The organism is Enterobacter sp. 725m/11 (assembly GCF_011683705.1).
Lineage (GTDB): Bacteria > Pseudomonadota > Gammaproteobacteria > Enterobacterales > Enterobacteriaceae > Enterobacter > Enterobacter bugandensis.
This window is the reverse complement of record NZ_JAAQOK010000014.1, coordinates 1-23,235: the sequence shown is the minus strand read 5'-3', so window position 1 is coordinate 23,235 and position 23,235 is coordinate 1. Positions and strand designations below refer to the sequence as shown.

General features: G+C 55.8%; 27 protein-coding genes. 12 read left to right on the top strand and 15 right to left on the bottom strand.

Annotated features, from left to right (window positions below):
* Window positions 1–90 precede the first annotated feature (90 nt).
* From mdoG to HBA26_RS08075, 3 genes are all read left to right on the top strand, one after another.
* Window positions 91–1,644: a glucans biosynthesis protein MdoG gene (gene mdoG, locus HBA26_RS08085; RefSeq protein WP_028012685.1), complete on the top strand. Its 1,554-nt coding sequence runs from the start codon at window positions 91–93 to the stop codon at window positions 1,642–1,644.
* Window positions 1,637–4,165 (top strand): glucans biosynthesis glucosyltransferase MdoH, encoded by a 2,529-nt coding sequence (gene mdoH / locus HBA26_RS08080; protein ID WP_166720868.1) that lies wholly within the window; start codon window positions 1,637–1,639, stop codon window positions 4,163–4,165. The genes mdoG and mdoH overlap by 8 nt, the downstream gene beginning before the upstream one ends.
* A gap of 84 nt (window positions 4,166–4,249) precedes the next feature.
* Complete coding sequence (locus tag HBA26_RS08075) at window positions 4,250–4,477, top strand: YceK/YidQ family lipoprotein (RefSeq protein WP_013097162.1); 228 nt, start codon at window positions 4,250–4,252, stop codon at window positions 4,475–4,477.
* Window positions 4,478–4,483: 6 nt separating this feature from the next.
* On the opposite strand, the gene HBA26_RS08070 is transcribed toward HBA26_RS08075, so the two are convergent.
* From HBA26_RS08070 to HBA26_RS08060, 3 genes are all read right to left on the bottom strand, one after another.
* Window positions 4,484–4,858, bottom strand: a complete 375-nt coding sequence (locus tag HBA26_RS08070) for a MysB family protein (RefSeq protein ID WP_028012687.1) — start codon at window positions 4,856–4,858, stop codon at window positions 4,484–4,486.
* A gap of 97 nt (window positions 4,859–4,955) precedes the next feature.
* Complete coding sequence (gene mdtG / locus HBA26_RS08065) at window positions 4,956–6,173, bottom strand: multidrug efflux MFS transporter MdtG (protein ID WP_045630082.1); 1,218 nt, start codon at window positions 6,171–6,173, stop codon at window positions 4,956–4,958.
* Window positions 6,174–6,313: 140 nt separating this feature from the next.
* On the bottom strand, window positions 6,314–7,240 hold the full coding sequence (locus tag HBA26_RS08060; protein ID WP_028012689.1) for a Kdo(2)-lipid IV(A) acyltransferase: 927 nt from the start codon (window positions 7,238–7,240) through the stop codon (window positions 6,314–6,316).
* A gap of 221 nt (window positions 7,241–7,461) precedes the next feature.
* On the opposite strand from HBA26_RS08060, the gene HBA26_RS08055 reads away from it, so the two are divergent.
* A complete protein-coding gene (locus HBA26_RS08055; protein WP_048956746.1) occupies window positions 7,462–8,511 on the top strand; it encodes a rhodanese-related sulfurtransferase in 1,050 nt (349 codons plus the stop codon).
* A gap of 41 nt (window positions 8,512–8,552) precedes the next feature.
* Here HBA26_RS08055 and HBA26_RS08050 read toward each other — a convergent pair whose 3' ends face one another.
* From HBA26_RS08050 to mdtH, 9 genes are all read right to left on the bottom strand, one after another.
* Window positions 8,553–9,131 carry a YceI family protein gene (locus HBA26_RS08050; protein ID WP_061098591.1) on the bottom strand — a complete coding sequence of 193 codons (579 nt, stop codon included), beginning with the start codon at window positions 9,129–9,131 and terminating at the stop codon, window positions 8,553–8,555.
* Between the two features lies 1 nt (window position 9,132).
* The gene (locus HBA26_RS08045) at window positions 9,133–9,699 is read right to left on the bottom strand and encodes a cytochrome b (protein ID WP_028012692.1); all 567 of its coding nucleotides are present in this window, start codon (window positions 9,697–9,699) and stop codon (window positions 9,133–9,135) included.
* Between the two features lie 213 nt (window positions 9,700–9,912).
* Window positions 9,913–10,026, bottom strand: a complete 114-nt coding sequence (locus tag HBA26_RS08040; protein WP_032644857.1) for a YceO family protein — start codon at window positions 10,024–10,026, stop codon at window positions 9,913–9,915.
* Between the two features lie 60 nt (window positions 10,027–10,086).
* On the bottom strand, window positions 10,087–11,205 hold the full coding sequence (gene solA, locus HBA26_RS08035) for an N-methyl-L-tryptophan oxidase (RefSeq protein ID WP_047368279.1): 1,119 nt from the start codon (window positions 11,203–11,205) through the stop codon (window positions 10,087–10,089).
* 116 nt (window positions 11,206–11,321) lie between these two features.
* Entirely contained in the window at window positions 11,322–11,576 is a 255-nt protein-coding gene (gene bssS / locus HBA26_RS08030) for a biofilm formation regulator BssS (RefSeq protein WP_023299782.1), read from the bottom strand.
* A 272-nt stretch (window positions 11,577–11,848) separates the two neighbouring features.
* Window positions 11,849–12,094 carry a DNA damage-inducible protein I gene (gene dinI / locus HBA26_RS08025; RefSeq protein WP_028012694.1) on the bottom strand — a complete coding sequence of 82 codons (246 nt, stop codon included), beginning with the start codon at window positions 12,092–12,094 and terminating at the stop codon, window positions 11,849–11,851.
* 74 nt (window positions 12,095–12,168) lie between these two features.
* The gene (pyrC, locus tag HBA26_RS08020) at window positions 12,169–13,215 is read right to left on the bottom strand and encodes a dihydroorotase (protein ID WP_028012695.1); all 1,047 of its coding nucleotides are present in this window, start codon (window positions 13,213–13,215) and stop codon (window positions 12,169–12,171) included.
* A 126-nt stretch (window positions 13,216–13,341) separates the two neighbouring features.
* The gene (locus HBA26_RS08015) at window positions 13,342–13,902 is read right to left on the bottom strand and encodes a lipoprotein (protein ID WP_028012696.1); all 561 of its coding nucleotides are present in this window, start codon (window positions 13,900–13,902) and stop codon (window positions 13,342–13,344) included.
* A 123-nt stretch (window positions 13,903–14,025) separates the two neighbouring features.
* Entirely contained in the window at window positions 14,026–15,234 is a 1,209-nt protein-coding gene (mdtH, locus tag HBA26_RS08010) for a multidrug efflux MFS transporter MdtH (RefSeq protein WP_049000010.1), read from the bottom strand.
* A 236-nt stretch (window positions 15,235–15,470) separates the two neighbouring features.
* Here mdtH and rimJ point away from each other — a divergent pair, with 236 nt between their 5' ends.
* The 4 genes from rimJ (at window position 15,471) to murJ (ending at window position 19,303) form a co-directional block, all read left to right on the top strand.
* Window positions 15,471–16,055 carry a ribosomal protein S5-alanine N-acetyltransferase gene (gene rimJ / locus HBA26_RS08005; RefSeq protein WP_013097146.1) on the top strand — a complete coding sequence of 195 codons (585 nt, stop codon included), beginning with the start codon at window positions 15,471–15,473 and terminating at the stop codon, window positions 16,053–16,055.
* Between the two features lie 9 nt (window positions 16,056–16,064).
* On the top strand, window positions 16,065–16,712 hold the full coding sequence (locus tag HBA26_RS08000; protein WP_069732489.1) for a YceH family protein: 648 nt from the start codon (window positions 16,065–16,067) through the stop codon (window positions 16,710–16,712).
* A gap of 2 nt (window positions 16,713–16,714) precedes the next feature.
* Window positions 16,715–17,638: a Gfo/Idh/MocA family oxidoreductase gene (locus HBA26_RS07995; protein ID WP_100170481.1), complete on the top strand. Its 924-nt coding sequence runs from the start codon at window positions 16,715–16,717 to the stop codon at window positions 17,636–17,638.
* A gap of 129 nt (window positions 17,639–17,767) precedes the next feature.
* On the top strand, window positions 17,768–19,303 hold the full coding sequence (murJ, locus tag HBA26_RS07990; protein ID WP_126345237.1) for a murein biosynthesis integral membrane protein MurJ: 1,536 nt from the start codon (window positions 17,768–17,770) through the stop codon (window positions 19,301–19,303).
* A gap of 59 nt (window positions 19,304–19,362) precedes the next feature.
* Here murJ and flgN read toward each other — a convergent pair whose 3' ends face one another.
* From flgN to flgA, 3 genes are all read right to left on the bottom strand, one after another.
* Window positions 19,363–19,788: a flagella biosynthesis chaperone FlgN gene (flgN, locus tag HBA26_RS07985; RefSeq protein WP_028012701.1), complete on the bottom strand. Its 426-nt coding sequence runs from the start codon at window positions 19,786–19,788 to the stop codon at window positions 19,363–19,365.
* Window positions 19,789–19,792: 4 nt separating this feature from the next.
* Window positions 19,793–20,086 carry a flagellar biosynthesis anti-sigma factor FlgM gene (flgM, locus tag HBA26_RS07980; RefSeq protein ID WP_014883360.1) on the bottom strand — a complete coding sequence of 98 codons (294 nt, stop codon included), beginning with the start codon at window positions 20,084–20,086 and terminating at the stop codon, window positions 19,793–19,795.
* A gap of 93 nt (window positions 20,087–20,179) precedes the next feature.
* Window positions 20,180–20,839, bottom strand: a complete 660-nt coding sequence (gene flgA, locus HBA26_RS07975; protein WP_049136770.1) for a flagellar basal body P-ring formation chaperone FlgA — start codon at window positions 20,837–20,839, stop codon at window positions 20,180–20,182.
* Between the two features lie 157 nt (window positions 20,840–20,996).
* Here flgA and flgB point away from each other — a divergent pair, with 157 nt between their 5' ends.
* The 4 genes from flgB to HBA26_RS07955 form a co-directional block, all read left to right on the top strand.
* Entirely contained in the window at window positions 20,997–21,413 is a 417-nt protein-coding gene (gene flgB / locus HBA26_RS07970; RefSeq protein ID WP_008500815.1) for a flagellar basal body rod protein FlgB, read from the top strand.
* Window positions 21,414–21,416: 3 nt separating this feature from the next.
* Window positions 21,417–21,821 carry a flagellar basal body rod protein FlgC gene (flgC, locus tag HBA26_RS07965; protein WP_013097138.1) on the top strand — a complete coding sequence of 135 codons (405 nt, stop codon included), beginning with the start codon at window positions 21,417–21,419 and terminating at the stop codon, window positions 21,819–21,821.
* 11 nt (window positions 21,822–21,832) lie between these two features.
* Window positions 21,833–22,543 carry a flagellar hook assembly protein FlgD gene (flgD, locus tag HBA26_RS07960; protein WP_041910524.1) on the top strand — a complete coding sequence of 237 codons (711 nt, stop codon included), beginning with the start codon at window positions 21,833–21,835 and terminating at the stop codon, window positions 22,541–22,543.
* A gap of 26 nt (window positions 22,544–22,569) precedes the next feature.
* Window positions 22,570–23,235 (top strand): flagellar hook-basal body complex protein (locus tag HBA26_RS07955; RefSeq protein ID WP_166720867.1); only part of this gene is annotated, 666 nt, incomplete at its 3' end.

Genomic DNA, 23,235 nt, shown 5'->3' with positions numbered 1-23,235 from the left:
AAGCAGTGATTATGTTGTCGGATTGCCTGAGTTTCCATTAAAATGGATCGGATCGATATAAGCACACAAAGGGGGAAGTGCTTACTTATTATGAAACATAAACCACAGATGATGAAAATGCGTTGGTTGGGTGTTGCGGTGGTGTTATCACTGTATACCTCATCGGCACTGGCCTTTAACATCGACGATGTCGCAAAACAGGCAAAATCGATGGCAGGCAAGAGCTACGAAGCGCCGAAAAGTAACCTGCCCTCCGTTTTCCGCGACATGAAGTATGCGGACTATCAGCAGATCCAGTTCAACCACGATAAAGCGTACTGGAACAACGTTAAAACCCCGTTCAAGCTTGAATTTTATCATCAGGGTATGTACTTCGACACGCCTGTTGCCATCAATGAAGTGACGGCGACCGCGGTACGTAAGATCAAGTACAGCCCGGATTACTTCAATTTTGGCAATGTGCAGCACGATAAAGATACGGTGAAAGACCTGGGCTTCGCAGGCTTCAAGGTGCTTTACCCGATCAACAGCAAAGATAAAAACGACGAAATCGTTAGCATGCTTGGCGCCAGCTACTTCCGCGTGATTGGCGCGGGGCAGGTGTACGGGCTTTCTGCGCGCGGTCTGGCTATTGATACCGCGCTGCCATCAGGTGAAGAGTTCCCGCGTTTCCGCGAGTTCTGGATTGAGCGTCCAAAACCAACGGACAAACGTCTGACTATTTATGCGCTGCTGGATTCCCCACGCGCAACCGGTGCCTATCGCTTTGTGATTATGCCAGGTCGTGACACGGTCGTTGACGTGCAGTCTAAGGTTTACCTGCGTGACAAAGTGGGCAAACTGGGCGTCGCTCCGCTGACCAGTATGTTCCTGTTTGGGCCGAACCAGCCGTCACCGGCAACCAACTTCCGCCCGGAACTGCATGACTCCAACGGTCTGTCCATTCATGCCGGTAACGGTGAGTGGATCTGGCGTCCGCTGAATAACCCGAAACATCTGGCGGTCAGCAGCTTTGCGATGGAAAACCCGCAGGGCTTTGGCCTGCTGCAACGTGGCCGTCAGTTCTCTCGCTTTGAAGATCTTGACGACCGCTATGACCTGCGTCCAAGCGCCTGGGTTACGCCGAAAGGCGACTGGGGTAAAGGCAAGGTAGAGCTGGTTGAAATTCCAACCAACGACGAAACCAACGACAACATCGTCGCATACTGGACGCCGGATCAGCTGCCGGAAGCCGGTAAAGAGATGAACTTCAAGTACACCATTACCTTCAGCCGCGATGAAGATAAGCTGCATGCGCCGGATAACGCGTATGTGACGCAGACTCGCCGCTCTACGGGTGACGTGAAGCAGTCTAACCTTATCCGTCAGCCTGACGGTACGGTAGCGTTTGTCGTGGACTTCACTGGCCAGGATATGAAGAAACTGTCTCCTGATACTGCGGTGTCGGCCCAGGCCAGCATCGGTGACAACGGTGAAATCGTAGAGAACACCGTGCGTTACAACCCGGTAACCAAAGGCTGGCGTCTGACCCTGCGCGTGAAAGTGAAAGATCCGAAACAGACCACTGAAATGCGTGCTGCGCTGGTCAGTGAAGATCAGCCGCTGAGTGAAACCTGGAGCTACCAGCTACCTGCCAATGAATAATACATCTGAATATATTGATGCCATGCCGCTGACGGATATCGAAAAAGCGGCGCTGCCTAAGAGCGACATCCGCGCGGTTCATACCGCGCTGGATTGCGAACATCGTCAGTTTTCCCGTGATGATGATACGCCGCTGGGGTCAGTCAAGGCGCGTCTGGAGCAGGCCTGGCCGGACTCGCTGGCAGAAGGGCAGTTGATTAAAGACGACGAAGGACGCGATCAGCTTCAGGCGATGCCGAAAGCGACGCGTTCCTCAATGTTCCCCGATCCATGGCGCACCAACCCGGTTGGCCGCTTCTGGGATCGCCTGCGCGGGCGTGACGTCACGCCGCGCTATCTGTCGCGCCTGACGAAAGAAGAGCAGGCCTCCGAACAGAAATGGCGTACCGTGGGGACAATTCGCCGTTATATCCTGCTGCTTCTGACGCTGGCGCAGACGGTTGTCGCGACCTGGTATATGAAAACCATTCTGCCTTACCAGGGCTGGGCGTTTATCAACCCGACGGACATGATGGGCCAGGATCTCTGGGTCTCCTTCATGCAGCTGCTGCCGTATATCCTGCAGAGCGGCATTCTCCTGCTGTTCGCGGTCCTCTTCTGCTGGGTCTCGGCCGGTTTCTGGACCGCGCTGATGGGCTTCCTGCAGCTGCTGATGGGACGGGACAAGTACAGCATTTCGGCGTCAACGGTCGGGGATGAACCCCTCAATCCCGAGCACCGTACCGCACTGATTATGCCTATCTGTAACGAAGACGTTGACCGCGTATTTGCGGGCCTGCGTGCAACCTGGGAGTCCGTAAAGGCAACCGGTAATGCGGCGCATTTCGACGTTTACATCCTGAGCGACAGTTACAACCCGGATATCTGCGTGGCAGAGCAAAAAGCCTGGATGGAGCTGATTGCGGAAGTGCAGGGCGAAGGACAGATCTTCTACCGCCGCCGCCGCCGTCGCGTGAAGCGTAAAAGCGGCAACATCGATGACTTCTGCCGCCGCTGGGGTAACCAGTACAGCTACATGGTCGTGCTGGATGCTGACTCCGTCATGAGCGGTGACTGCCTGAGCGGTCTGGTGCGTCTGATGGAAGCCAACCCGAACGCGGGGATCATTCAGTCTTCGCCAAAAGCATCCGGCATGGACACCCTGTACGCGCGCTGCCAGCAGTTCGCCACCCGTGTTTACGGCCCGCTGTTTACCGCCGGTCTGCACTTCTGGCAGTTGGGTGAGTCGCACTACTGGGGCCACAACGCCATTATCCGCGTGAAGCCGTTCATCGAACACTGTGCGCTGGCGCCGCTGCCGGGCGAGGGTTCGTTTGCCGGTTCGATTCTGTCGCATGACTTCGTGGAAGCGGCGCTGATGCGTCGTGCTGGCTGGGGCGTCTGGATTGCCTACGACCTGCCGGGATCGTACGAAGAGCTGCCGCCGAACCTGCTGGACGAGCTCAAGCGCGACCGCCGCTGGTGTCACGGTAACCTGATGAACTTCCGCCTGTTCCTCGTAAAAGGGATGCACCCGGTTCACCGTGCGGTGTTCCTGACGGGCGTAATGTCTTATCTCTCCGCACCGCTGTGGTTTATGTTCCTCGCGCTCTCCACTGCGCTGCAGGTCGTCCATGCCCTGACGGAGCCGCAATACTTCCTGCAACCGCGCCAGCTGTTCCCGGTGTGGCCGCAGTGGCGTCCGGAGCTGGCGATTGCGCTGTTTGCTTCCACCATGGTGCTACTGTTCCTGCCTAAGCTGCTCAGCATCATCCTGATCTGGTGCAAAGGCTCGAAAGAGTACGGCGGATTCTTCCGCGTAACCCTTTCGCTGCTGCTGGAAGTGCTGTTCTCCGTGCTGCTGGCGCCGGTGCGTATGCTGTTCCACACCGTGTTTGTGGTCAGTGCCTTCCTGGGCTGGGAAGTGGTCTGGAACTCACCGCAGCGTGATGACGATTCCACGCCGTGGAGTGAAGCCTTCATGCGCCACGGCTCTCAGTTGCTGCTGGGCCTGGTGTGGGCGGCCGGGATGGCCTGGCTGGATCTGCGCTTCCTGTTCTGGCTGGCGCCGATTGTCTTCTCGCTGATCCTGTCGCCGTTTGTGTCCGTGATCTCCAGCCGTTCAACGGTAGGGCTGCGTACCAAACGCTGGAAACTGTTCCTGATCCCGGAAGAGTATTCTCCGCCGCAGGTGCTGGTGGATACCGATACCTATCTGGAGCAGAACCGTAACCGCACGCTGGACGATGGCTTTATGCACGCCGTGTTTAATCCGTCATTCAACGCTCTGGCGACGGCAATGGCCACCGCGCGCCACCGCGCAAGCCAGGTGCTGGAGATTGCCCGCGATCGTCACGTTGAGCAGGCGCTTAACGAGACCCCGGAAAAACTCAATCGCGACCGTCGTCTGGTGCTGCTGAGCGATCCGGTCACGATGGCAAGACTTCACTATCGCGTATGGTCCGCTCCGGAGAAGTACTCTTCGTGGGTGAACTACTACAAAGAGCTGAAGCTGAACCCGCTGGCGCTGAAGGCGAAGTAAGCGGTTAAGCAAGGCGGGTAAGCAAAGCGCCACCCGCCAGATAAAATACCGGCTGTGAGGCCGGTATTTTTTTAGAGGTTACTGATGAAAATAATCATCGTCGTCATGATGGCATGCCTGCTGAGCGGCTGCGGCAGCATCATCAGCCGCACCATTCCAGGTCAGGGCCATGGCAACCAGTACTACCCGGGCGTAAAATGGGATGTCCGTGATTCCGCATGGCGCTACCTGACGGTGCTCGATCTGCCGTTCTCGCTGATTTTCGACACGCTGTTGCTGCCCATCGATGCCAGCCACGGCCCGTACGAGTAGCGTAAATTAACGCTCGTCCCATTCATCGGCTGCGGTTTGACCTTCTTCCGTATCCAGCGGTGGCTCGAGCTGAAATTCGCCCTCATCCCACTCGTGCAGCGTATTCTCCTCCAGCCATTCCTGGCGTAACTCGATTTCATCATAGTCGCCATCAAACACGGCCTGCGCACCTGCACCGCTCAGGACCGGCAAACATTCTCCTTCTTCACCCTCGTCGGCAAAGAATTCGGCCTGCCACATAATATCCCCATCCTGCAGAACATATTTTTGGATATTAAGTTGTTGCACGTCAGCATCTTCTTCCTCAACGCCGGGATTATCGGCAAGGAACTCTTCACGAGCGGCATCAATAGCTTCTTCCAGCGTGGCGTACATGGTCATTGGTGTCTCCCTGTTTTCCAGAAGGTTTCAGGGAAAGAATAGCTGAATATCAGATTCTGCAAGTATGAATGCGAAAATAAGCCGTCAGGCGTTCTTCTTATTCCGTCACCGGCCGTAACGCGCGGGATAAACTGAACCACGAGTAAATCGCGTTGAACAGCACCACGCCTGCCGTCACGATAAAGACGGCGCGAAAACCGAAGCTGGCGGAAATACCCGCCCCGAGAAGCGGCCCGGTGACGTTACCGATATCGCGAAACGACTGGTTATAGCTAAAGATACGCCCGGCAATCTGGTTCGTGGAGTTGTAGACCAGCAGGGTCTGTACGGCGGGCAACAACGCTCCGTCGGCGGCGCCCAGCAAAAAGCGAAGCACGCCCAGCTGCCACGGAGAGTGCACCATCGACATGGGGATAAGCAGCAGGACGGAAATGATCAGTGCGCAGATCAGGATCTTTTCCGGGCCGACCCGGTCACCCAATTTCCCCAGTCTCGGTGCGCTAACCAGCGCCGCCACGCCGGGCACAGAAGCAATCAGTCCGCTGATAAACGCAATATTGCTGACGTTACCCGCCAGGTCGCGAACGTATAGGGTGAGAATAGGAGCGATCGATCCGGTTGCCACTTGAATGATCAATGTCGTTACGAACAGGCTCAGCACCAGTCTGGGATTTTTAAGCGAGGTCAGCACGTCTCTGGCGTGAAGCATCTCTTTTTTGGCGACGGGCGTAAATTTTTCACGGATGCAGACCAGGGTGACGATAAAGCACAGGAACAACACGCTGGCGGTGATGAAAAAGACCGGGCGCAGGCCGTAGTTATCCGCCAGTAATCCCCCCGCCAGCGGCCCAAGCAGGGCGCCGCTCACGCCACCGGTTGAGAGCGTGCCAAGCGCCCAGCCGCTCTTATGGCGAGGAATTTGCGTGGCGATCAGGGCGTTCGCGTTGGGAATAAATCCGCCCAATAAGCCCAGTAATGCGCGCAATATCAGGAACTGCCAGACGTTCTGCGCCACGCCCATCAGCGCCATGATTATCGCCATCCCCAGCGCCGAACGCAGCAGCATGATTTTACGTCCCTTGCGGTCGGCAAGGCCGCCCCAGAAGGGCGAGGCAATGGCGGAAAAGAGAAACGTGATGCTGAATACCAGGCCAGACCACATGTTGAGTGCGCTATGGCCCGTCACGCCCAGCTGTTCGACGTAGAGCGGCAGGAAAGGCATGACCAGGCTAAACGCCGCACCGGTAAGAAAACAGCCAAGCCACGCAACCGTGAGGTTACGCTTCCAGTTTATGGGGGCATCTGAGGGTGTCATAACAATCCGCATAGTGAGGTGCAGAGCACCTGAGGCATGAAGTAATAAGCCTGCTAATTATGCGCCTGGGTTATGATTGCCGCAATGAGGGGGAGCTTTTAAAGCTAAAATAGCATGCGGCCCTGAGGGCCGCATGAGGATCAATAGCGGGAAGGCGTGCCTTCTGGCCGCGTTTTAAAGCGTCGATGCAGCCACATGTACTGCTCGGGTGCCAGCATGATGCACTTTTCCACAACGCCGTTCATCCAGCGCGCGGTGGTTTCCGCATCTTCCAGCGGCGGCGCGAGTTCCGGCTCAAGCATCATCAGCTCGTAGCCTGAGCCATCCGGCATACGGCGGGGAACAAAGGGAACGATGGCGGCTTTGGACATCCGCGCCAGCATCCAGGTGCCGGTCGTGGTGGCGGCCTCATCAACGGCGAAGAAGGGGACAAAGACGCTGGCCTGGGGGCCATAGTCGTGATCGGGGGCATACCAGACCACTTCACCGGACTTCAGCGCGCGGATCATGCCCTTCAGATCCTTACGGTCGATCATGCTTTTGTTGGAGCGCATGCGGCCGTTGGTCTGGATGAGATCGATCACCGGGTTGTCGTTAGGACGGTAAACCCCGATGCCGGGCGCCTGCATGCCAAACATACGCGCCCCGATTTCGAGCGTCAGGAAATGGACGCCGATCAGCAGCACGCCGGTCTGATTGGCCTGAAGCGTATGCACCGGCTCCATGCCGGTGCCTGTAACCTTGCTCCAGCGGGCCATACGTTTGTCCGACCAGAACCACGCCATTCCGGTCTCCATGAGACCCATGCCGACGGATTCGAAATTCTTCGAGACCATATCATGGCGCTCCGCCTCGCTCATCTGCGGAAAGCACAGCTCAAGGTTACGATACGCGATGCGGGCGCGGCGCTTCATAAGCGTTTGCGCGAGTCGGCCTAATGATGTACCTAACCGGAAGATAACAGGGTAGGGAAGCTGTACCAGTAGCCATAAAAAGCCAATGCCAAGCCAGGTCATCCAATAGCGGGGGTGCAAAAGGGCGACGGTAAATTTTGGTAACTGGGTCATGTCTTTCCTGTGTTCAAACGTCCTGTTTCGCTATTGTCGCATTTTTTGAGACGTAGCCAAAATATCTGCCGTCGAAACCTGCACGACGACGGCAATTGTTAAGCCTGATTCATCAGGGTGTGTGAAATGTAGCGTAAATTGTGTGGATGTAAATTGGTTTTGTTTGCTATATGATGCCGACCGATTTTGATTCTCTCTGACGATTGCAGGACTTGTACACCATGCCAGTGTTACACAACCGCGTTTCGAATGAGATGTTAAAGGCGCGCATGTTGGCTGAAACCGAACCGCGCACGACCATCTCCTTCTACAAATACTTCACTATCGACGATCCGCAGGCGACCCGCGATGCGCTTTATCAGGCCTTCACGGCACTGAACGTTTTCGGGCGCGTCTACCTTGCCCGCGAAGGCATTAACGCGCAGATTAGCGTGCCGGAAAGTAAAGTGGATGCGTTCCGCGACGCGCTTTATAGCTTCGATCCGGCCCTCAACGGCTTACGCCTGAACATTGCCCTGGATGACGATGGAAAATCGTTCTGGGTGCTGCGCATGAAGGTGCGTGAACGCATCGTGGCGGACGGTATTGACGATCCTGAGTTTAACCCGGCGGACGTCGGCGAATATCTGAAGGCCGCGGAAGTGAATGCGATGCTGGACGATCCGGATGCCGTGTTCATTGATATGCGTAACCACTACGAGTACGAAGTGGGGCATTTCGAAAACGCGATGGAGATTCCGGCCGATACCTTCCGCGAGCAGCTGCCTAAAGCGGTGGAGATGATGCAGGAGCATAAGGATAAAAAAATCGTTATGTACTGCACCGGCGGTATCCGCTGCGAGAAGGCCAGCGCGTGGATGAAGCACAATGGGTTCAACAAGGTCTGGCACATTGAAGGCGGTATTATTGAGTACGCCCGCCGCGCCCGTGAGCAGGGCTTACCGGTACGCTTTATCGGTAAAAACTTCGTCTTTGACGAGCGCATGGGCGAGCGCATTTCAGAAGATGTGATTGCCCAGTGCCACCAGTGCGGCGCGCCGTGCGATACCCACACCAACTGCAAAAACGACGGTTGCCACCTGCTGTTTATTCAGTGCCCGGCCTGTGCCGAGAAGTTTAACGGCTGCTGTAGCGAGCTGTGCAGCGAAGAGAGCGTCCTGCCGGAAGAAGAGCAGCGTCGTCGTCGCGCGGGGCGTGAAAACGGTAATAAGATTTTTAATAAATCACGCGGCCGTCTGAATACCAAACTGGGTATTCCTGACCCGGAATGATAATAACGCCCGGCACGGCGAAAGCCTGCCGGGCGAATCTATTACGACTTCTGCTGCACACCTTCAACGGAAATAACCAGCTCAACGTCCTGCGACGCCGGGCCTAAATCCGTTGTGATATTAAAATCTTTCAGGTGAATTTTACCCGCCGCTTCAAAACCTGCGCGTTTTCCGCCCCACGGATCGTCGCCCTGACCGATCAACTTCGCATCCAGAGTAACGGGTTTGGTTACGCCATTCAGCGTCAGATTCCCGGTAATAGCCAATTTATCACCGTCTTTCTTAACTTCCGTGGAGGTGAAGGTGGCCTGTGGGAATTTTGTGACGTTGAGGAACTCTGCGCTGCGCAGGTGTTTATCGCGCTCAGCATGGTTCGTGTCGACGCTGTTCGTATTAATGGTCACATTGACTTTATCTGCCGCAGGATTTTTCTCGTCAAAAGTAAATGTGCCGTCGAAATCTTTAAAGGTGCCGTACAGCCAGCTGTATCCCAGGTGCTGAATGCGGAAATTGACGAAAGCGTGCTGGCCCTCTTTATCAATTTTATAGTCAGCCGCTACGGCAGAACCGGCGGTGAATAACAGAGAACCGAGGGCAATACCCAGCAGGTGTTTTTTCATTTTATGCTCCAGAGTCAACTGACGAGCGGCCAAGCATGCGCTTAAGCGTATCGTCTTTATCAATAAAATGGTGTTTAAGGGCGGCGAGCCCGTGCAGTACGGACAGGATCACCACGCTCCAGGCAAGCCAGAGGTGAACGACCCCTGCCGTATCGGCCTGAGCCCCGGCATCGCTGAGCGTTGCCGGAACCTCGAACAGGCCAAAAACGCTAATCGGTTTGCCGTCTGCCGTTGAAATGAGATAGCCGCTGATCAGAATGGCGAAGAGCAGCGCGTAGAGCGCAATATGCGCGGCAACGGCGCTGACGCGGGTTATTTTTCCATATGTCTTTAGTGGCGCGGGCGGTGGGGAAATATGTCGCCAGATGGCGCGAAATACCAGCCCCAGCATCAGCAGAACCCCGATGCTTTTATGCAGCTCGGGTGCCTGATGATACCAGCCATCGTAATAGCTGAGCGTGACCATCCAGAGTCCAAGTCCGAACATACCGTAGACGGCAATGGCAAATATCCAGTGCAAACTTATGGATATTATTCCGTAGCGCCGGGAGGAGTTACGCAATTGCATCAGAATGTCCATTTTCAAATTAACCGAAAGGTAAAAATGAACGGGAAGACGCGATATTGCAACTGAAATAATTGACTATTGATTTTTATTTATTTCAGCGATTTTGAAAAGAAACGGCAAGGTTAATTCAATGGCTTCGTGCAAGACGTATTTAGCAGAAGAAAAAACCTTAAATAAACATAAAGTAACGTCAGTTAACGTCAATTGTCACTTTCAATAAAACACAATGTATATAACATCAACGATAGCGAGCAGCGCCCACAATAAGATATAGAGCATAAAGTGTTCGCGAATGTTATTGATGAGGAAATCCACTATCCTGCGCATAACGCCCCACAATTGAGTACGAAGAAAACGGGCCCCGATGCCGCCGGAGCCCGTGGCCGATTATCCGTTAAAACGCGAGAGTGAGAACGGCGTCAGATCAAACTGTGGCGTGATACCCTGGGCAAACTGCGCGGCGATTTCACCCAACACCGAAGCGAACTTAAAGCCGTGGCCACTCAGCCCGGTAATCAGCAGGGTGTTGTCATGTCCCGGCAGCGTATCAATGATAAAGTCTTCATCCGGCGTGTTGTCATAGGTGCAGGCCGCGCCATAAAGCAGGCCACCGACGCCCGGGAGAATATTGCGCAGGAACGAGAAGGCTTCTGAGCCGTCCTGCGGGCAGGCGCCAAACGGCTTGCGCTCCTCAGGTGAGGAGATGACCTGCCCGCCGTTGTGTTTTCCAATCTTGAGAGCGTCCTTCTCGGAAGGGAAACCGTAGAACTGATCGCCGTTGGGTAACTCGCCGGTAAACGCCGGGAATTTATTTTGCGCGCTGTAACGCCCGTCCGACTGGAACCAGGAGAAGACCTTGCGTACCGGCTGGATCGGCAGGTCCGGGAGCAGGCGGGTAACCCAGGTTCCTGCGCTAATAAGCAGGCGGGAAGCCGAATATTCCCCGTCTACGGTTTTCACCGTAACGCCGTTTGCATCATGCGTGATGGCCTCTACGGGGCAATTGAACAGCTGCGCACAGCCCGCTTTGGCGGCAAGATCGACCCAGGTTTTGATCGCCGTTTCACAGTGCAGCACACCGGAGTTGGCTTCAAAGAGACCAATATAATCCTCCGGGACGGTAATTTCAGGCCAGCGCGAGGTAATGGCCGCCGCGTCCAGCTTCTCAACGTCAAGATTAAAGGCTTTCGCGCTGCGTTCGACGTTGGCGAGAAATTCTGAACGGGCCGGACCGAGGTTGATGATCCCCGTGCGTTCGAAAATGCGCTCTTCAGTCTGTTTCGCCAGCTCGTCCCACAGCGTCTGGGCGCGAAGCACCAGCGGAACGTAGCGCTCCCCCTCGCCATAGGCATGGCGAATGAGACGGGTGTCGCCATGATGGCTACCTTCGCTATGCGGCGGCAGGTGGGCGTCAATCATCAGGACGTTTAGCCCTGCCTGCGTTGCGTAATAACCGGCGGCCGATCCAACGGAGCCGCTACCAATAATGATTAAGTCGTATCTCATATGCATCTCGTAAACTTACGGTTTGTTAGCAGAGTAATTAACAACGCGGGCGTAAACAAGCGGGAAATAAATAAGGCACCGCGAGGGTGCCTGTTGAGTGAAAAGTGGGCATAAGGTTAGTGCCGTTTATACTCATTTTCCTGATAGTCGCCAGATTCTATTTTTGCAATGCCTGCCTCTAAAATAGAAATAAACTGACGGGCGACGTCTGTTGTTAGCCACAGCGTCTGTCCCACTTCCGCTTCGTCACGGTTGAGTTGATTTGGGGTCTGGTAGTGCAAACGCAGCATCAGTGCATCGTAGCTATCTACGGTACTGATATCCCAGCCTACAAGCGGATGGGTCTGGATGACTTCGTTATTCTTTTCCATTATAACCCCCTTAATGCGTGTTAGAAGACAACGGCTCTGAGGTTCAATGCATGTTTTTCTGAAAGCTTCTTCAGTATACCAAGTAATAAGGGTTCCAAAGGGAAAAATAAACAGGTAGCAACACATTTTTCTGCTTTTTAGGATTGTTCGAACAATAAAACACCATCTCGTTCACGATTTTTTAAGAACACGCTGAATTAATTTGAACTTTCGAAATTACAGGCAAAAAAAAGCCGGGGCGACCCGGCAAAAAACACAATGAGGGAGCAGTGTTAATCGGTAATGAACCAGTCGTCTGCGCTTTCCCACGTTTCCTGCAGGATTTCGCTGATGCGATCTTTATCTTCTTTTGCGGCACCCATGACGGAGAGGTTGTTCGCTGCGGCGTAACGCACCGTTACGGCGCCCGCGTTGTCGGGAAAGGTGTTGTTAATACGACGGGATAATTCGCCTGCCAGAGCGTCAAGCGCGCCGGCAGGCAGAACGGTAGTTTTGGCTATGGTGACTTCAATACGCATAAATGCCCCCTGTGTAATATACTGTTTATTTATACAGGCATATTATCGGTTTGACAACAAGGGGCGTTGATTTTTTAGCGTTTTACCGTCCAGCTTACGGTTTCACCTGCCAGGAAGGGGATCAGCGTGTCATCCGTCAGCGCGATAGACTCCTCAACCTGGCTCGCTTTGCGCTCCAGCTCAATGAAGGTGTCATTGACCGGCAGGCCGTAGAAGCGCGGGCCGTTGAGGGAGCAGAACGCTTCGAAATGTTCCAGCGCGTTCATCTCTTCAAATACGGTTGCGTAGCTGGCAAGCGCCGTTGGGGCGTTGAAACAGCCCGCGCAGCCGCAGCTTGCCTCTTTGCGATGGCGGGCGTGAGGCGCGGAGTCCGTGCCCAGGAACGCACGCGTGAATCCGCTGGCGACCAGCTCGCGCAGCGCCTGCTGGTGAACGTTGCGCTTGAGGATCGGCAGGCAGTACAGGTGAGGGCGCACTCCGCCCACCAGCATATGGTTACGGTTAAACATCAGATGCTGTGGGGTGATGGTCGCAGCGATCAGCTCGTTACCGTCGCGAACATACTCTGCCGCGTCTTTGGTGGTGATATGCTCAAAGACCACCTTAAGCGCCGGCAGGCGCTGGCGCAGGGGCTCCATCACGGTTTCGATAAAACGGGCTTCACGGTCGAAGATGTCAATCTCCGCATGCGTTACTTCACCGTGTACCAGCAGCGGCATGCCCAGTTTCTGCATGCGCTCCAGCACCGGCATGATGGCATCAATACTGGTGACGCCGTGGCTGGAGTTGGTGGTGGCGTTCGCCGGGTAGAGTTTCGCCGCCGTAAATACGCCTTCGTTAAACCCGCGTTCCACTTCGTTCGGATCCAGTGAATCGGTCAGGTAGCAGGTCATCAACGGGGTGAAATCATGTCCCGCCGGAACGGCATCCAGAATGCGCTGACGGTAGGCAATGGCGGCATCGACGGTGGTGACTGGCGGAACCAGGTTTGGCATGACAATCGCGCGGCCATAAATTTCACTGGTATAGGGCACGACGGTTTTCAGCATATCGCCATCGCGCAGATGGATATGCCAGTCGTCTGGGCGGCGGATTTTAAGAACCTGGGGTTGTGCAGTCATGGAAGCTCCGGCTTGTCAGGAATCAGTCATAAGGATGGCTGTTTTTGCCGGACACAAATCATAAGCGGAAACGTTTTCGTTTGCACACTTTTCCGTAAAAAAAAGGGCACCGTAGCGCCCTTCAGGTTAATCGGTGAAAGGAATAACGATCTCTCCCGGTTTCACCTCTATCCCTTTTGCGTATTTCTTCGCGAGAGCTTCACCCTTGCTGTTGTCTTCGCTTAAGACGTACGCCGGCTGCTGGTTAAAGTAGTTTCGCAGCGACTGGTTAAGATAGGGCATCAGGGTTTGCAGTACCGGCGCCATTTTGTCCGGCGAAACCTGCGCATCGACCACTTCCATCTCCTGCAGGAATATCGCCCCTTTCTCTTTGTTGAAAACGGGGAGCGCCTTCAGCTTGAGCTTGATGTTGGCTTTCTGATTGCCAAAAAGGGACGTCATATCAAGCGCGGCATCGCCTGCGAGAGTGACTTTATTCGGCTCTTCGCGACCAATCTGGCTGGTGAGATTGGTGAGCACGATGTGGGCATCGGCCAGCCCCGGCACGCCAATGTCTTTAGAGAAATTGTTATGTTTTTCCAGCGCCTGATTAATTTCCTGCTCACTGACGGTATATTGCGTAAGCTGGTTACAGCCCACCAGCAGACCGCTGACAACGAATGCCGCGGCTAAGACAATTTTCTTCATAGTGCTCCTCAACGAAAAATCGGCGCTTCTGTCCTGTTACGCCAGTATGTCAGCGTGAATGGGCAGAAACCAGCAGAAAAAACTGAGAAGTGGGGCGGGTGAGGCTCCCGCCCGAGGGAAAGGCTACGCTCCAGGCTCGAGCATGCCGCTCGCGCTGCGTTTCTGGCTGAACTGCCACCACAGGGCGAGAAGCGTCATGACGCCCACCACGCCGAGCATCATCCAGGGGAGTTCCGGCTGGTTCAGCGCTTTGCCGGCATCGAACAGCCAGCCGCCGCCGGCGTAACCCAGCGCACCGCCAAAGGCCAGACCCAGGCGGCTGAAGCCCATATAGCTGCCGCGCGCACGCGCATCTGCAAGCGAGGCGCTCAGCGTTTCGCGGGCGGGCTCGGCGATGATGGAGCCGATATAGAAGGTGCAGATCAGCGTAAAAAGCTGCTGAAGCGTGTTTACCAGACCGATCGGCATCATGCTCAGCGTCATCAGAAACAGCCCTGCCATCAGGCGATGCTCCAGGCGAAAACGCCGTTCACTCCAGCGGGCAATCGGATAAAGCAGCGTTAATGAAAGGCAGGCTTCGATGGCGTACATCCATTTTACGGCAGCAGGCGTGCCCGCAATATCGTTCACCATGATTGGCAGCATCAGCATCACCTGTACGGCGAGCATGTAATAGCCGGTCAGGGTCAACACGTAGGTGACAAAACGCCTGTCGCGCAGGACGCGTCCTAGTCCCTCGCGCACCGGGGCTTTTACCGTCGACAGCTTCCAGGCCGGAAGGTAGAGGCCGTTAAACAGGGCGCACAGGATAAACAGCACCGCCCCGGCCGCGCAAACCAGACGGAAATCGTACTGCAGCAGCCAGCTGCCCAGCAGGGCGCCAACAACCGCCCCGGCGCTGTCCTGCATCATCAGAATGGAGAAGAAGCGGCCGCGGTGCTGAGGACGAATCAGCTTTACCACCAGCGCGGTGCGCGGCGGGTCAAACAGAGTGCCACCGATACCGGAGAGAAAGCAGGAGAACCACAGCAGCCAGGGCTCGTGGGCGATCGCCATCGTGGCAAAGCCTGCCGCGCGGAGCAGCATACCGGTCACGATCATCGGTTTAGCGCCAAAGCGGTCAGCGATCGCGCCGCCAAAGACGCCCAGCCCCTGCTGGACAAACTGACGTAGCCCCAGGGCAATCCCAACCATTAATGCCGCCCAGCCCATTTGATCGACAAAGCGGATCGAGATGAGGGGGAACACGACAAAAAAGCCGAGCACGACCAGCATGTTATCGACGAGCAGGAAATATTTACCCAGGCTCCTGGCCTGTGATACGCGGGACATTTTCCCTCCAGGGAAAATAAGAAGGTGAGCACGCTAACATTCTGCGGTGTCGCCGCGTTTTTTCCCACCCCCGGGCGCGACAATATTTTTTTATCAAAACGGTGCTTTGATAGAGAGTTCTCATCGAAAAATGTGAAAAGAGGTCAAAATGGTATGTCACTGTTTTCACAGACGGCACGGGCGCAGGTATAGTAAAGCTAATGGGTAAGCTGAAGTGACGGGAAGGAGTGGTATTGATGTTTGGCTATCGCAGTAATGTGCCAAAAGTGCGTCTGACAACGGACAGGCTGGTCGTTCGTCTTGTGCATGAGCGTGATGCCTGGCGTCTGGCGGATTATTACGCCGAGAATCGCCAGTTTTTAAAACCCTGGGAACCCGTTCGGGATGAGAGCCATTGTTACCCCTCCGGCTGGCAGGCACGCCTCAGCATGATCGCTGAATTTCATAAGCAGGGCAGCGCGTTTTATTTCGCGCTGCTGGATCCAGAAGAGAAAGAGATTATCGGGATCGCCAATTTTTCAAACGTGGTGCGGGGATCTTTTCACGCCTGCTACCTTGGCTATTCCATCGGCCAGAAATGGCAGGGGCAGGGGCTGATGTACGAGGCGTTAACGGTAGCCATCCGCTATATGCAACGCACGCAGCATATCCATCGCATTATGGCGAACTACATGCCGCATAATCAGCGCAGCGGGAATTTGCTGGCGCGTTTAGGGTTTGAGAAAGAGGGTTATGCCAAAGACTATCTGCTGATAGACGGAGAGTGGCGCGACCACGTTCTGACGGCATTAACCACCCGTGACTGGACCGCAGGTCGTTAAGGAGAAAAGATGAAGTATCAGCTAAACGGTACGGAAGCGCGCGTGATTGGGTGCTTACTCGAAAAACAGGTCACCACGCCGGAGCAGTATCCGCTCTCTGTTAATGCCGTGACCATGGCCTGCAACCAGAAGACCAACCGCGAGCCGGTGATGAATCTCAGCGAGCATGAGGTTCAGGACGTGCTGGATGCGCTCGTGAAGCGCCACTATCTGCGCACCGTCAGCGGCTTCGGCAACCGCGTGACCAAATACGAGCAGCGCTTCTGTAACTCCGAATTTGGCGATCTGAAGCTGAACAGCGCGGAAGTGGCGGTTATTACCTCGCTGCTGCTGCGCGGGGCGCAAACGCCGGGGGAACTGCGAACGCGCGCTTCCCGAATGCATGAGTTCAGCGACATGCAGGAAGTCGAGCAGACCCTGGAAGGGCTGGCCGCGCGTGAGGATGGCCCTTACGTGGTGCGCCTGGCGCGCGAGCCGGGTAAACGTGAGAGCCGCTACATGCATCTCTTCAGCGGCGACGTTGACGCCGCAAGCGTGGCGACGGAATCGAGCCCTGCAACCCGTGACGACCTTGCCGCGCGCGTAGAGGCGCTGGAAGACGAGGTGGCCGGGCTGAAACAGCGTCTGGATGCACTGCTGGCACATTTGGGAGACTAACGGTGAAAAAATTACGCATTGGCGTGGTGGGGCTGGGCGGTATTGCACAGAAAGCCTGGCTGCCCGTATTGGGCGCTGCGTCTGACTGGACGCTGCAAGGGGCATGGTCACCCACCCGAGAAAAGGCAGAACGTATCTGTGAAACCTGGCGTATCCCGTATGCGGCATCGCTCCAGGATCTGGCCCGCGAGTGCGATGCGGTCTTTGTGCATACCTCAACGGCAACCCACTATCAGGTGGTGAGCGAGTTGCTCAATGCGGGGGTTCACGTCTGCGTGGATAAACCGCTGGCGGAAAATGTTCAGGACGCCGAACGGCTGATTGAGCTGGCGGCACGTAAAAAACTGACGCTGATGGTCGGTTTCAACCGCCGCTTCGCGCCGCTTTACCAGCAGCTGAAGGCGCAGTCCGGCAATATGGCCTCGCTGCGCATGGATAAGCACCGCACCGACAGCGTGGGTCCAAACGATCTACGCTTTACCCTTCTCGATGACTACCTCCACGTGGTGGACACCGCGCTGTGGCTGACTAACGGCGAAGCGCTGCTGAAAAGCGGCACTCTTGTCACCAACGAACAGGGGCAGATGGTCTATGCGGAACACCATTTTGCCGTTGAGCATCTTCAGGTCACTACCAGCATGCACCGCCGCGCGGGCAGCCAGCGGGAATCCGTGCAGGCGGTAACCGACGGCGCGCTGTACGACGTTACCGACATGCGTGAATGGCGGGAAGAGAAGGGCGGCGGCGTGGTGATGCAGCCGGTACCCGGCTGGCAAAGCACTCTGGAGCAACGAGGTTTCGCTGGATGTGCCCGCCACTTTATCACCTGCGTGCAAAATCAGACGGCTCCTGAAACGTCCGGCGAGCAGGCCATTCTGGCTCAGCGCATTGTGGAACGGCTCTGGCGCGAGGCCATGAGTGAATAACTCGCTGTAACATCTGCGGATAGTAATTCGTTGAAATCGGGTTAGACTAAGCGCCGCTTGTTGGCTTTGCCGGGTGGCGCTTGTGCGTTCCCGGTCTATAAATCCGTATGGTTCTGGAAATTCACGTTAATGAACTTATTAAAATCGCTGGCAGCCGTCAGCTCGATGACCATGTTCTCTCGCGTTCTCGGTTTTGCGCGCGATGCCATTGTGGCAAGGGTCTTTGGTGCAGGGATGGCAACGGACGCCTTTTTCGTGGCGTTCAAGCTGCCGAACCTGCTGCGTCGCATTTTTGCTGAAGGGGCGTTCTCCCAGGCGTTTGTGCCCATTTTGGCGGAATATAAAAGCAAGCAGGGTGAAGACGCGACGCGCGTGTTTGTCTCTTATGTCTCCGGGTTGCTGACGCTGGCGCTGGCCGTGGTGACGGTAGTCGGTATGCTGGCCGCGCCCTGGGTCATTATGGTGACCGCGCCCGGCTTTGCCGACACGGCGGATAAATTTGCCCTGACCTCGCAGCTTCTGCGCATTACCTTCCCCTATATTCTGCTGATCTCGCTGGCCTCGCTGGTGGGGGCGATCCTGAACACCTGGAACCGCTTCTCCGTTCCGGCGTTTGCGCCGACGTTTCTCAACGTCAGCATGATCGGTTTTGCGCTGTTCGCCGCGCCGCACTTCAACCCGCCGGTGCTGGCCCTGGCCTGGGCGGTCACCGTGGGCGGCGTGCTGCAGCTGGCGTATCAGCTGCCGCACCTGAAAAAAATCGGCATGCTGGTGCTGCCGCGTATCAACCTGAAAGATGCCGGGGCGATGCGCGTTATCAAGCAGATGGGGCCCGCCATTCTTGGCGTCTCCGTCAGCCAGATCTCGCTGATTATCAACACCATTTTTGCCTCTTTCCTGGTGTCGGGTTCCGTCTCGTGGATGTACTACGCTGACCGCCTGATGGAGTTCCCGTCCGGCGTGCTGGGCGTGGCGCTGGGGACCATCCTGCTGCCGTCGCTGTCGAAAAGCTTTGCCAGCGGCAACCATGACGAATACTGCCGCCTGATGGACTGGGGCCTGCGTCTCTGCTTCCTGCTGGCCCTGCCAAGCGCGGTAGCGCTGGGGATCCTCGCCAAGCCGCTGACGGTATCGCTTTTCCAGTACGGGAAATTCACCGCGTTTGACGCCGCGATGACCCAGCGCGCGCTGGTCGCTTACTCGGTGGGATTGATGGGGCTGATTGTCGTCAAAGTGCTGGCACCAGGGTTCTATTCACGTCAGGACATTAAAACGCCGGTGAAAATTGCCATTGTGACGCTGATTATGACGCAGCTGATGAACCTGGCATTTATCGGCCCGCTGAAGCATGCCGGCCTGTCGCTGTCTATTGGTCTGGCGGCCTGTCTGAATGCCGGGCTGCTTTACTGGCAGCTGCGCAAGCAGGATATCTTTACGCCGCAGCCGGGGTGGGCAAGTTTCCTCGTGCGTTTGGTAGTGGCGGTGCTGGTGATGTCTGCGGCACTCATCGGGATGATGTGCGTCATGCCGGAGTGGTCTCTGGGCACGATGCCTTATCGTCTGATGCGGCTGATGGCCGTGGTGGGCGTTGGGGTGGTAGCGTATTTTGCCACGCTCGCCGTGCTGGGCTTCAAAGTGAAAGAGTTTACCCGCCGGACGGCATAAACGCTAAAAGGGGAGTTCACCTCAGGGTGCTCCCCACTGCAAGATTTGTCGCTTACGCGTCAAATCGAAATCTTTTTTACACCCGCAATACGTGCCGTCGCCGTCTGACCATCCGCGCCGTACAGTCCGGTTTCTTTATGCGGCTTCAGCACCTCAAGCGCCTGCTGATTACGCTCTATCTGGCCTTCAAGCAGCCAGCCGTTATGCTGGTTGAGATCGCGCAGATGCTGGGTTTTTTCAGTAATGGTCTGCCAGCGCTCAGCAATATCGTCATTGGCGCTGCGCTTCGAGTCCTGCTCGGCGCGGCGCTGCTGCTCCAGATAATCCAGCGTGGCCAGCAGCGAACTCTTATCTTCAGTAATACGCTGCAGCGCGCTGCCGTTAATGTGACCGGAAGAGAGATGCTGTTGTTCAGCATCCATTACCGTTTTCAGGTCGTTCAGGACAACCGTCATTTGATCCAGTATTTCTGACAGTCGACTCATACGGTTAGTTACTCTGTAAGAAACTCTGTGCTTCCTGAATCAGGGCATCAGCGATTTTGCTGGTGTCCATTTTCAGCTCACCGTTGCGAATAGCCGTTTTCAGCGCTTCAACACGTTCCATATTGATATCGTTGCTGCCTGGCTGCATCAGTTTTGCCTGGGCATCGCTCAGGGTCACGCTGGTGCTGTTAGACGTTGACGGTTTTTCCAGACGCGTTTTCTGAGGGGTAGCGTCGTTCGTTTCGCGAGGCTGTACAGCGCTTACCGGCTTCAGGGCTGATGTACGATCAATGCTCATAGTGTTGTCCTCATCGAGGGTTCGCGGCGTTTGCGCCTGACATCATCATTAGTGGAATATTTATCGGCACGCGCCGCGAAATCTTTAAAAAGATTATAGGTTAATCAGAATATTCCCATCAGAATCGACGGTTCCGCTCACCACCTGGCCTGAGGACATTCTGACGCGGGCGTTTTGCGCTACCGCGGCATTGTTTAACGCTTTCCCTTCACTGTTGATGCTAAAGCCGTCTCCGTTGGCAACGACCATCACCTGCTGTCCCGCTTTGACACGCCACGCCTGGCGCAGCATGGAGATCTGAATCGGCTGGCCCGGCGCGACATCGCGCAGGCTGACGGCGTCCTGTGCCTGGTTAATGTCCAGCATTGTCCGCGGCGGGAGCTGATCCAGACGCCCGCGCTTTAACGTCACGCTGTTTGCCTGCAGCGCGCTGCCACGCACAATGGGTACGGCGGCGACAACATAATTGCCCGTCGCCTGAACTGCAACCTGTAAATAGCGTTTTTCGTTGGCGCAGCGTGCCAGGACGTTCACATTGCCCCACAGCTTCGTGGTCCCCGTCACGCTGAATGACGGTTGCTCGCAGGTCGGATACAGATTCGGCGGCGTGCGGATGGTCACGTTAACGTCATCGCTAAAGCCCGCCAGCTTCTGGGCAAAAAAATTCGTCAGCGCATCCTGTAAATCCCCGGCATTCACCAGAGGGCTAAACAGCAAGAAGGTTGCCATCAGGCCACGTTTTAACGTTTGCATCGCAAGTTCCACCGTTTCCAGAGTTGGATGAATTCTACCTGCAGTGGTTTTGCATCAACGGAATAAATAGCGACGCATTTTGTGCTTATTCCGTCGATAGGGGAGACCGGGTGAGATTTAAGCTGTGAACTGAAATTTTGCCATCAGCGGAGGAGACATGCTCGATAAACTCGACGCCGCGTTACGTTTTCAGCAGGAAGCGCTCAATTTACGCGCCCAGCGGCAGGAGATTTTAGCCGCCAACATCGCTAACGCCGATACGCCCGGGTATCAGGCGCGCGATATTGATTTTTCCAGTGAGCTCAAAAAGGTGATGGAGCGTGGACGTGCCGAAGGAACCGGTGTTGCACTCGCCATGACATCCTCTCGCCATATTCCCGCTCAGGCGATGACCGCGCCAGCGACCGATTTACTTTATCGCATCCCTGACCAGCCTTCACTCGACGGTAACACCGTGGATATGGACCGGGAGCGTACGCAGTTTGCCGATAACAGCCTGAAATACCAGACGGGCCTGACCGTACTCGGCGGACAAATCAAAGGCATGATGAACGTCCTGCAGGGGGGCAACTGATAAATGGCCTTGCTGAATATTTTTGATATCGCCGGCTCGGCGTTAACCGCCCAGTCCAAACGTCTGAACGTGGCCGCCAGTAACCTGGCGAACGCCGACAGCGTGACCGGACCTGACGGACAGCCTTATCGTGCCAAACAGGTTGTGTTTCAGGTCGACGCTGCGCCAGGCGCGGCGACGGGCGGCGTGAAGGTGTCTGACGTGGTTGAGAGCCAGGCGCCGGACAAGCTGGTGTATGAGCCAGGTAACCCGCTCGCGGACGCTAACGGATACGTGAAGATGCCAAACGTGGATGTGGTGGGTGAGATGGTGAACTCCATGTCGGCGTCCCGTAGCTACCAGGCGAACGTCGAAGTGCTTAATACCGTGAAGAGCATGATGCTCAAAACACTCACTCTCGGCCAGTAAAGGAGACATGCATGTCCATCGCCGTAAATGTGAATGATCCCACGAACACGGGTGTTAACAACACCAAAAGTTCGACAAGCTCCAGCTCCCTGACGGGAAGCAATGCCTCCGATTTGCAGAGCAGTTTTCTGACGCTGCTGGTGGCGCAGCTTAAGAACCAGGATCCGACTAACCCAATGCAGAACAACGAACTGACCACGCAGCTTGCGCAGATCAGTACCGTGAGCGGCATTGAGAAACTGAACACCACCCTCGGTTCCGTCTCCGGTCAGATTAACAGCGCTCAGTCCCTGCAGGCGGCAAGCCTGATTGGTCACGGCGTGATGATCCCGGGGACCACGATCCTGGCGGGCACCAGCACCACCGACGGTACATCGACCACCACCACTACGCCGTTCGGCGTTGAATTGCAGCAGGCGGCTGACAAAGTGACGGCGACGATCACCGACTCAACCGGCGCCGTGGTTCGCACCATCGACATCGGCGAGCTGAAAGCGGGCGTTCATACCTTTACCTGGGACGGCAGCCTGACCGACGGCACGAAAGCACCAAATGGCTCTTACAAAGTCGCGATTAGCGCCAGCAACGGGACGACCCAACTGGTGGCGCAGCCGCTGCAGTTCGCGCTGGTTCAGGGCGTGATTAAAGGGGGCGACGGCAACAAACTGGATTTGGGTACCTCCGGTACCACCACACTCGACGAAGTTCGGCAGATTATCTAAGCCTTAACACTTATCAGGAGTAAGTCATGGCCTTTTCTCAAGCGGTCAGCGGCCTGAATGCTGCGGCCACCAACCTGGACGTCATTGGCAACAACATCGCCAACTCCGCGACCTATGGTTTCAAATCCGGTTCTGCGTCTTTTGCAGATATGTTTGCCGGTTCCAAAGTGGGTCTGGGCGTAAAAGTTGCGGGCATCACTCAGGACTTTACCGACGGTACCACTACCAACACCGGTCGTGGCCTGGACGTTGCCATCAGCCAGAACGGTTTCTTCCGTATGGTCGATGCAAACGGCTCGGTGTTCTACAGCCGTAACGGCCAGTTCAAGCTGGACGAAAACCGTAACCTGGTGAACATGCAGGGGATGCAATTAACGGGGTATCCGGTTGCGGGAACGCCATCAACGGTTCAGACCGGTGCGAATCCACAGGCGATTAATATCCCGACCACGCTGATGGCCGCGAAGTCCACCACCACGGCTTCCCAGCAGATTAACCTCAACTCCACCGATGCCGCACCAACCGCCGCCTTCGATCCGGCCAACCCGGACACCTACAACAAAAAAGGTACGGTAACCGTCTTTGATAGCCAGGGTAATGCGCACAACATGAACCTGTTTTACGTCAAAGATGCGACCCCGGCTAACTCCTGGAACTGTCTCTTATACACATCTGACGCTGCCGACGACGGA

Coding starts and splice junctions, on each gene's coding strand:
- rimJ (WP_013097146.1), top strand. CDS start 15,471: ATGTTTGGCTATCGCAGTAATGTGCCAAAAGTGCGTCTGACAACGGAC.
- mdtH (WP_049000010.1), bottom strand. CDS start 15,234: ATGTCCCGCGTATCACAGGCCAGGAGCCTGGGTAAATATTTCCTGCTC.
- HBA26_RS08015 (WP_028012696.1), bottom strand. CDS start 13,902: ATGAAGAAAATTGTCTTAGCCGCGGCATTCGTTGTCAGCGGTCTGCTG.
- mdtG (WP_045630082.1), bottom strand. CDS start 6,173: ATGACACCCTCAGATGCCCCCATAAACTGGAAGCGTAACCTCACGGTT.
- flgD (WP_041910524.1), top strand. CDS start 21,833: ATGTCCATCGCCGTAAATGTGAATGATCCCACGAACACGGGTGTTAAC.
- HBA26_RS08000 (WP_069732489.1), top strand. CDS start 16,065: ATGAAGTATCAGCTAAACGGTACGGAAGCGCGCGTGATTGGGTGCTTA.
- HBA26_RS08075 (WP_013097162.1), top strand. CDS start 4,250: ATGAAAATAATCATCGTCGTCATGATGGCATGCCTGCTGAGCGGCTGC.
- flgN (WP_028012701.1), bottom strand. CDS start 19,788: ATGAGTCGACTGTCAGAAATACTGGATCAAATGACGGTTGTCCTGAAC.
- mdoG (WP_028012685.1), top strand. CDS start 91: ATGAAACATAAACCACAGATGATGAAAATGCGTTGGTTGGGTGTTGCG.
- flgC (WP_013097138.1), top strand. CDS start 21,417: ATGGCCTTGCTGAATATTTTTGATATCGCCGGCTCGGCGTTAACCGCC.
- HBA26_RS08050 (WP_061098591.1), bottom strand. CDS start 9,131: ATGAAAAAACACCTGCTGGGTATTGCCCTCGGTTCTCTGTTATTCACC.
- pyrC (WP_028012695.1), bottom strand. CDS start 13,215: ATGACTGCACAACCCCAGGTTCTTAAAATCCGCCGCCCAGACGACTGG.
- murJ (WP_126345237.1), top strand. CDS start 17,768: ATGAACTTATTAAAATCGCTGGCAGCCGTCAGCTCGATGACCATGTTC.
- dinI (WP_028012694.1), bottom strand. CDS start 12,094: ATGCGTATTGAAGTCACCATAGCCAAAACTACCGTTCTGCCTGCCGGC.
- flgB (WP_008500815.1), top strand. CDS start 20,997: ATGCTCGATAAACTCGACGCCGCGTTACGTTTTCAGCAGGAAGCGCTC.
- solA (WP_047368279.1), bottom strand. CDS start 11,205: ATGAGATACGACTTAATCATTATTGGTAGCGGCTCCGTTGGATCGGCC.
- HBA26_RS08045 (WP_028012692.1), bottom strand. CDS start 9,699: ATGCAATTGCGTAACTCCTCCCGGCGCTACGGAATAATATCCATAAGT.
- flgM (WP_014883360.1), bottom strand. CDS start 20,086: ATGAGCATTGATCGTACATCAGCCCTGAAGCCGGTAAGCGCTGTACAG.
- flgA (WP_049136770.1), bottom strand. CDS start 20,839: ATGCAAACGTTAAAACGTGGCCTGATGGCAACCTTCTTGCTGTTTAGC.
- bssS (WP_023299782.1), bottom strand. CDS start 11,576: ATGGAAAAGAATAACGAAGTCATCCAGACCCATCCGCTTGTAGGCTGG.
- HBA26_RS08070 (WP_028012687.1), bottom strand. CDS start 4,858: ATGACCATGTACGCCACGCTGGAAGAAGCTATTGATGCCGCTCGTGAA.
- mdoH (WP_166720868.1), top strand. CDS start 1,637: ATGAATAATACATCTGAATATATTGATGCCATGCCGCTGACGGATATC.
- HBA26_RS08055 (WP_048956746.1), top strand. CDS start 7,462: ATGCCAGTGTTACACAACCGCGTTTCGAATGAGATGTTAAAGGCGCGC.
- HBA26_RS08040 (WP_032644857.1), bottom strand. CDS start 10,026: ATGCGCAGGATAGTGGATTTCCTCATCAATAACATTCGCGAACACTTT.
- HBA26_RS08060 (WP_028012689.1), bottom strand. CDS start 7,240: ATGACCCAGTTACCAAAATTTACCGTCGCCCTTTTGCACCCCCGCTAT.